At 72.5% G+C, this 6,235-nt stretch carries 9 protein-coding genes and 2 pseudogenes; 4 read left to right on the top strand and 7 right to left on the bottom strand.

The genetic code is table 11. The annotated features are described in order from the left end of the window. Window positions 1-158 precede the first annotated feature (158 nt). From JNW89_RS24485 to JNW89_RS37805, 3 genes and pseudogenes are all read left to right on the top strand, one after another. A complete protein-coding gene (locus tag JNW89_RS24485) occupies window positions 159-491 on the top strand; it encodes a hypothetical protein (RefSeq protein ID WP_238450663.1) in 333 nt (110 codons plus the stop codon). 128 nt (window positions 492-619) lie between these two features. Further along, window positions 620-961, top strand: a complete 342-nt coding sequence (locus JNW89_RS24480) for a PadR family transcriptional regulator (protein ID WP_238449535.1) — start codon at window positions 620-622, stop codon at window positions 959-961. Next, a pseudogene (locus JNW89_RS37805) lies at window positions 958-1,098 on the top strand (hypothetical protein); the annotation flags it as partial. The gene JNW89_RS24480 and the pseudogene JNW89_RS37805, both read left to right, overlap by 4 nt. 95 nt (window positions 1,099-1,193) lie before the next feature. On the opposite strand, the gene JNW89_RS24470 reads toward JNW89_RS37805, so the two are convergent. Beyond that, window positions 1,194-1,505: a hypothetical protein gene (locus JNW89_RS24470; RefSeq protein ID WP_238450662.1), complete on the bottom strand. Its 312-nt coding sequence runs from the start codon at window positions 1,503-1,505 to the stop codon at window positions 1,194-1,196. A gap of 116 nt (window positions 1,506-1,621) precedes the next feature. Between JNW89_RS24470 and JNW89_RS24465 the strand changes: the two genes are divergently transcribed. Further along, entirely contained in the window at window positions 1,622-1,909 is a 288-nt protein-coding gene (locus JNW89_RS24465; protein ID WP_238450661.1) for a hypothetical protein, read from the top strand. 53 nt (window positions 1,910-1,962) lie between these two features. Here JNW89_RS24465 and JNW89_RS24460 read toward each other — a convergent pair whose 3' ends face one another. The 6 genes and pseudogenes from JNW89_RS24460 to JNW89_RS24435 form a co-directional block, all read right to left on the bottom strand. Next, window positions 1,963-2,523, bottom strand: a complete 561-nt coding sequence (locus JNW89_RS24460; protein WP_238449533.1) for a GNAT family N-acetyltransferase — start codon at window positions 2,521-2,523, stop codon at window positions 1,963-1,965. Window positions 2,524-2,578: 55 nt separating this feature from the next. Beyond that, entirely contained in the window at window positions 2,579-3,193 is a 615-nt protein-coding gene (locus JNW89_RS24455) for a DUF402 domain-containing protein (protein ID WP_238449532.1), read from the bottom strand. A gap of 5 nt (window positions 3,194-3,198) precedes the next feature. After that, window positions 3,199-3,951 (bottom strand): YebC/PmpR family DNA-binding transcriptional regulator, encoded by a 753-nt coding sequence (locus tag JNW89_RS24450; RefSeq protein ID WP_154938218.1) that lies wholly within the window; start codon window positions 3,949-3,951, stop codon window positions 3,199-3,201. A 296-nt stretch (window positions 3,952-4,247) separates the two neighbouring features. Next, on the bottom strand, window positions 4,248-4,850 hold the full coding sequence (gene pdxT / locus JNW89_RS24445; RefSeq protein WP_238450660.1) for a pyridoxal 5'-phosphate synthase glutaminase subunit PdxT: 603 nt from the start codon (window positions 4,848-4,850) through the stop codon (window positions 4,248-4,250). A gap of 2 nt (window positions 4,851-4,852) precedes the next feature. Next, on the bottom strand, window positions 4,853-5,770 hold the full coding sequence (gene pdxS, locus JNW89_RS24440; RefSeq protein ID WP_309140024.1) for a pyridoxal 5'-phosphate synthase lyase subunit PdxS: 918 nt from the start codon (window positions 5,768-5,770) through the stop codon (window positions 4,853-4,855). Between the two features lie 187 nt (window positions 5,771-5,957). Continuing rightward, window positions 5,958-6,235: pseudogene (locus JNW89_RS24435) on the bottom strand (hypothetical protein); the annotation flags it as partial.

The following is a 6,235-nucleotide window of genomic DNA, read 5'->3' as shown; positions in this document are numbered from 1 at the left end:
GCCGACCGGCGTCGCCCGGCGCAGGCCACGATCGTCCAGGTCGCCGGCGCAGTCGACCTGCTCAGCGTCCGGGGCGCCGGACCCTTCGGGATCGGCGCGAGGCCTGACCCGGCTCTCGGCGGCGGCCTGATCGACTGGACGGCCGCGGCTGCGCCGGCGTGGTCCACGCCGGCGTCACCGGCGACTGGGCCGGGAAGATCATGCTCGCCTTCCGGGACGGGCGGCTGGTCGCGGTCGGCACCGCCACCGCACCGCCGCGCTCGCCGGCCGGAGCGAGCGTCGGCATGTCCTTCGCCGAGCTGGAGGAGATCTACGGCCGGCGCGGTGAGCTGATCAGCAATGACGCCGGCGACGCCACCGCGTACCTGGTCCGGTTCGGCAGCCGGGTGGAGCTGTTCACCGGACACCCGATCCGCTCCGGCGTCGGCTGGTTCGAGGCCGGGCGCGCGGACTTCGTCGAGCGCGGCTTCCGGCAGGGGCGGTCCTGCTGAACCGGCCCGCACCGAGGGGCGCCGGCATCCCGCCGACGCCCCTCGTCGGCAGAGCGACACATCGTTCCCCTCTGGCACAACGCTATTGGTCCCGACAACACTGTGTGGCACACAGTATAGTGTGACGCATGGTTAGCGAGGAGATCCTGCGGACCCATCTCCAGGAGTTGCGCCGCGGCACGGTGGTGGTGGCGAGCCTGGTCGCCCTGCGGCACCCCGACTACGGCTACGCACTGCTGCAACGGCTGGCCGCGCACGGCTTCCCGGTCGACGCCAACACGCTCTACCCCCTGCTGCGCCGACTGGAGGAGCAGGGCCTGCTGACCAGCGAGTGGAACACCGAGGAGAGCCGCCCGCGCAAGTTCTACCGCACCAGCGAGGAGGGCGAGAGCGTGCTGCGCCGACTCCTCGACGACCTCGCCGCCGTGCAGACCTCCGTCGCCGGGCTGATCGAAGGAGTGGACCGATGACTTCCCTGACCGACCGCTACGTCGCCGCCACCCTGCGGGCCGTGCCCGCACCACGCCGGGCGGAGATCGCCACCGAGCTGCGCGCCTCCATCGAGGACATGATCGACGGCCGGACCGCCTCCGGGGAGGACGCCGCCGCGGCCGAACGCGAGGTGCTGACCGAGATGGGTCACCCGGAACGGCTCGCCGCCCGCTACGCCGACCGCCGGCTCCAACTGATCGGCCCCACCTACTACCTGGTCTGGCAACGATTCCTGAAGGGGCTGCTCGCCGTCGTCCCCGCCACCGTCGGCGTGGTGGTGGGCGTGCTCAAGGCGACCGTCGAGGGCGAACCCGGCCCGGCGATCGGCGCCAGCGTCACCGCCGCCCTCCAGACGGCGGTGCAGATCGCCTTCTGGGTCACCCTGTGCTTCGCCGTGCTGGAACGGACCGACACCTCGCTGAACCTGCCCGACTGGACCGTCGACCAGCTACCCGAGAGCCCGGCCGAGCGGGACGTACGCCTCACCGACACCTGCGCGGCGGTGGCGATGCTGCTGCTCACCCTGGCCTTCCTGCCCTGGCAGCACGTCCAGTCCTGGGTGACGGACACCGACGGCGGGCGGATCCCCCCTGCTCGACCCGGCGCTGTGGCGCTCCTGGCTGCCGGTGCTCGCGGCGGTGCTGGTCGCGAGCCTGGCGCTGGAGATCGCGAAGTACCGCGCCCGGCGGTGGACCTGGCCGCTGGTGGCGGTCAACGCCGCGCTCGACCTGGCCTTCGCCGGGCCGGTGGTGGTGCTGCTGCTCACCGACCGGCTGCTCAACCCGGACCTGGTCGCCCGGTTCGCCTGGCTGCGCGAGGGCGATCACCTGGAGACCGTCGCCACGGTGTCGGTGGTGGTGATCGCCGTGATCACGCTCTGGGACGTCGTCGACAGCGTGCTCAAGGCCCGCCGCCAGCAGGCCTGAGCAGAGGCATCCGGCCCGGCGCACCCGGGGGCGCCGGGCCGGCCGGGCCCGTTTCAGCGGGTGCCGGCCCGCCACTCGCGGGCCAGCAGGGCGTACACCGCCTCGTCGGTCCACTCCCCCTTGACCAGCTCGTTCTCCCGCAGGTGCGCCTCCCGGCGCATGCCGAGCCGCTCCAGCACCCGGGCCGAGGCGGTGTTGCGGGCGTCCAGCCGGCCGACGATCCGGTGCAGGCCCAGCTCGTCAAAGCCCAGCCGCAGCATCTCCCGGGCCGCCTCGGTGGCGTACCCGTGGCCGGCGTGGTCGGGGTGCAGGACGTACCCGATCTCGCCCTGCCGGTGCGCGACGCTGGTCCAGATCAGCAGCACGTCACCGATCACCGCGCCGGTCTCCCGCAGCACCAGCGCCAGGTTCAGCACGTCGCCCTCCGCGCGCAGCGCACCCGGGCGCGCTTGCGGGCCAGCGCCTCCCGGCTGGCGGCCTCGTCGTTCGCCGCGAAGTAGAGGTAGCGGGTGACGTCGGCGCGGGACTGGTAGCCGCAGGGCAGCGAAGTCGTCGGCGGTGAACAACCGCAGGTCGAGGCGATCGGTGCGCAGCGGGAGGTCGGGGACGAGCATCCCGGCAGGCTACGGCGGGAGCGGGCGGCCGGTCAGCCGAGTTTCGCCGCCGCTCTCAGCAGGGAACGGCGTCCCAGCCGGCCGGCAGGCGCGGCCCGTCCCAGGACGGGTCCGGCCGCCACTGCGCCCAGCCCTCGTCCCACCAGCGCCGGCCGGCGTCGAGCAGGGCGGCGATCCGGTCCCCCTCCCCGCGGATGGCGTCGGCCATGCCCGGGTAGCGCCCCTCGGTGAGGCGCTGGGCGAACATCTCCACGTCCTTCCAGACGTACCGGTCGGCGCCCGCCGGCCACCACAGGTCCAGCTCGTGGTCGAGGGTGTCCACCCCGATCGGGGTACGCCGGAACGGGTCCTGGAGGTTGAAGTACCAACCGGCGAAGGCGCGGTCCTCGCCGGCCCAGAAGACGTCCACCGAGTGCGCCTCACCCGGACGCTGGAGCATCAACTTGCCGTGCCCGGACCAGGCCGTGTGGCCGGCGGTCTGCCAGGGGTGCCGTCCACACGGGAAGGTGCCGCCCTCCGGGAAGCCGAACTCGGCCCCCGGCGGCAGGTAGAGCGCGAGCAGGTCGGCGGAGTCCTCGACGCAGATGGTCGGGCAGCCGAACCAGACCTCGCCGCGCAGCACCTCCCGCCGGACGACGACGTCGCCCGGCGGGAATCGCCCTTCGGTCACCGGGGTCAGGCGTCGACCGCGGCCATGACGTCGTCGGAGACGTCGAAGTTGGCGTAGACGTTCTGCACGTCGTCGCAGTCCTCGAGCACGTCGATCAGCTTGAAGACCTTGCGCGCGCCGTCGGCGTCCAGCGGCACGTTGACACTGGGGATCAGCGAGGACTCGGCCGACTCGTACTCGATCCCGGCGTCCTGCAGGGCGGTGCGGACCGGAATCAGGTCGGTCGGCTCGGAGACCACCTCGTACGCCTCACCGAGGTCGTTGACCTCCTCCGCGCCCGCGTCGAGCACGGCCATCATGATGTCGTCCTCGGTGGTGCCGGCCTTGGGGACGATCACCACGCCCTTGCGGGAGAACATGTACGACACCGAGCCGGCGTCGGCGAGCGAGCCGCCGTTGCGGGTCAGCGCGGTGCGGACCTCGGTGGCGGCCCGGTTGCGGTTGTCGGTCAGGCACTCGATGAGCATCGCCACGCCGTTCGGGCCGTAGCCCTCGTACATGATCGTCTGCCAGTCGGCGCCGCCGGCCTCCAGGCCGGAGCCCCGCTTGACCGCGCGGTCGATGTTGTCGTTCGGTACCGAGTTCTTCTTGGCCTTCTGGATGGCGTCGTAGAGCGTCGGGTTACCGGCGGGGTCGCCGCCGCCGGTGCGGGCCGCGACCTCGACGTTCTTGATCAGCTTGGCGAACATCTTGCCGCGCTTGGCGTCGATGACGGCCTTCTTGTGCTTGGTGGTCGCCCACTTTGAGTGGCCGGACATCTCGTACCTCCGTCTGTCATTCCACGCCTGCGTCGACAGCCCGCGCCGACTCCACCCCGCAACCGGCGACAGAAGGGCCGGTCGGCTCCGCGTGGAGGGCTGCGGCGGGCAATGGCCCTGCCGAACCGCGGCAATCCTACCGAGGTCGTGCCTCGGCTTGTCACACCCGGCACCCGTCCGGGCGGCGTCGAGGCACCCGGGCCATGAGGAAGACAACCGGCGCGGACCGCAAAACATGCCCGCCCGGCACGCGCGAGGGGCCCTTCCGATCCGGGAAGGGCCCCTCGCACATCCGCTCAGGCGGCGCGGACCAGGTCCACGAAGTAGCGGTGCAGCCGCAGGTCGCCGGTGAGCTCCGGGTGGAACGAGGTGGCCAGCAGGTTGCCCTGCCGGACCGCGACGATCCGCTCGGCGGCCGGGCCCTCGCTGACCCGGCCGAGCACCTCGACGCCGTCGCCGACCCGCTCGACCCACGGAGCCCGGATGAAGACCGCGTGGAACGGCTCGCCCCCGACGCCGGCGATCTCCACCGGCGCCTCGAACGAGTCGACCTGCCGGCCGAACGCGTTGCGCCGCACCGTCATCTCGATGCCGGCGAAGCCGCGCTGGTCGGGCCGGCCGTCCAGGACCTCGGTGGCCAGCATGATCATGCCGGCGCAGGACCCGTAGACCGGCATCCCACCGGCGATCCGCTTGTCGATCGGCTCGCGCATCTCGAAGATGTCGGCCAGCTTGCTGATCGTGGTGGACTCGCCGCCGGGGATGACCAGCCCGTCGACCGCGTCCAGCTCGGCCGGGCGGCGTACCGGGCGGGCGTCCGCGCCCGCGCCGGCCAGGGCCGCGACGTGCTCGCGGACGTCACCCTGCAGCGCGAGCACACCGATGGTGGGCCCGCCCACGCTCACCAGCCCCGCTCGGCCAGCCGGTGCGGCTGCGGGATCTCGTCGACGTTGATGCCGACCATCGCCTCGCCCAGGCCGCGGGAGACCTTGGCCAGCACGTCCGGGTCGTCGTGGAAGGTGGTGGCCTTGACGATCGCGGCGGCGCGCTGGGCCGGGTTGCCGGACTTGAAGATGCCCGAGCCGACGAAGACGCCCTCGGCGCCGAGCTGCATCATCATCGCGGCGTCGGCCGGGGTGGCGATACCACCGGCGGTGAAGAGCACCACCGGCAGCTTGCCGGTCTCGGCGACCTCCTTGACCAGCTCGTACGGGGCCTGGAGCTCCTTGGCGGCGACGAAGAGCTCGTCGGCCGGCAGCGAGCTGAGCCGGGCGATCTCCTGCCGGATCTTGCGCATGTGCATGGTGGCGTTGGAGACGTCGCCGGTGCCGGCCTCACCCTTGGAGCGGATCATCGCCGCGCCCTCGGTGATCCGACGCAGCGCCTCGCCGAGGTTGGTCGCGCCGCAGACGAAGGGGACGGTGAAGGCCCACTTGTCGATGTGGTTGGCGTAGTCGGCCGGGGTGAGCACCTCGGACTCGTCGACGTAGTCGACGCCGAGGGACTGCAGGATCTGCGCCTCGACGAAGTGGCCGATCCGGGCCTTGGCCATGACCGGGATGGAGACGGCGCTGATGATGCCGTCGATCATGTCCGGGTCGCTCATCCGGGACACCCCGCCCTGGGCGCGGATGTCGGCGGGCACCCGCTCCAGCGCCATCACGGCGACGGCGCCGGCGTCTTCGGCGATCTTGGCCTGCTCGGGGGTGACCACGTCCATGATCACGCCGCCCTTGAGCATCTCGGCCATGCCGCGCTTGACGCGGGCGGTGCCGACGAGGGAGGTGGCGCTGGCGTTCTGGGCGGTGGTTTCGGGCACGGGTTATCGCTCCTCGGACGTGCTCGGGGGGTGGCTACGGCTAATGCTACGGCGGGTTCAACGCCGGTCCGACAGCCAATCAGACCCCCGGTGGCCTGCGCTGTGGCTGCCATCACCCGGGATGTGACGCCCAGGGAGGACCGCCGCCAAACCGGGCAGTCCGCACCACCGGGGCCGAAAGCCGACGTCAGCTCGCGGGAGCCTCGGCGGCGACCACGAGCGTCGGGTCGTCGACGTCGAAGTAGCGGGGCCACGGGTGCCGGCGCCCCATCCGGCACAGCCGCACCAGCGGTCGGCTGCGCGCCGCCCGGGCGTCGCGGACCAGGTCGGTGTGCACCTGCCGGGCCAGCGCCAGCCGCCGGCTCGCGGCGATCACCGCCTCGCAGACCGGGTCGGCCGGGTCCAGCCGCACCGTGCGCAGCTGCCGGGTCAGGTCGTTCTCGGCGGCCTCCCGCTCCTCCGGCG

Source organism: Micromonospora sp. 4G55, from assembly GCF_016803375.1.
The sequence above is the reverse complement of the archived record's forward strand: the minus strand, read 5'-3'. Positions and strand labels throughout refer to the sequence as shown.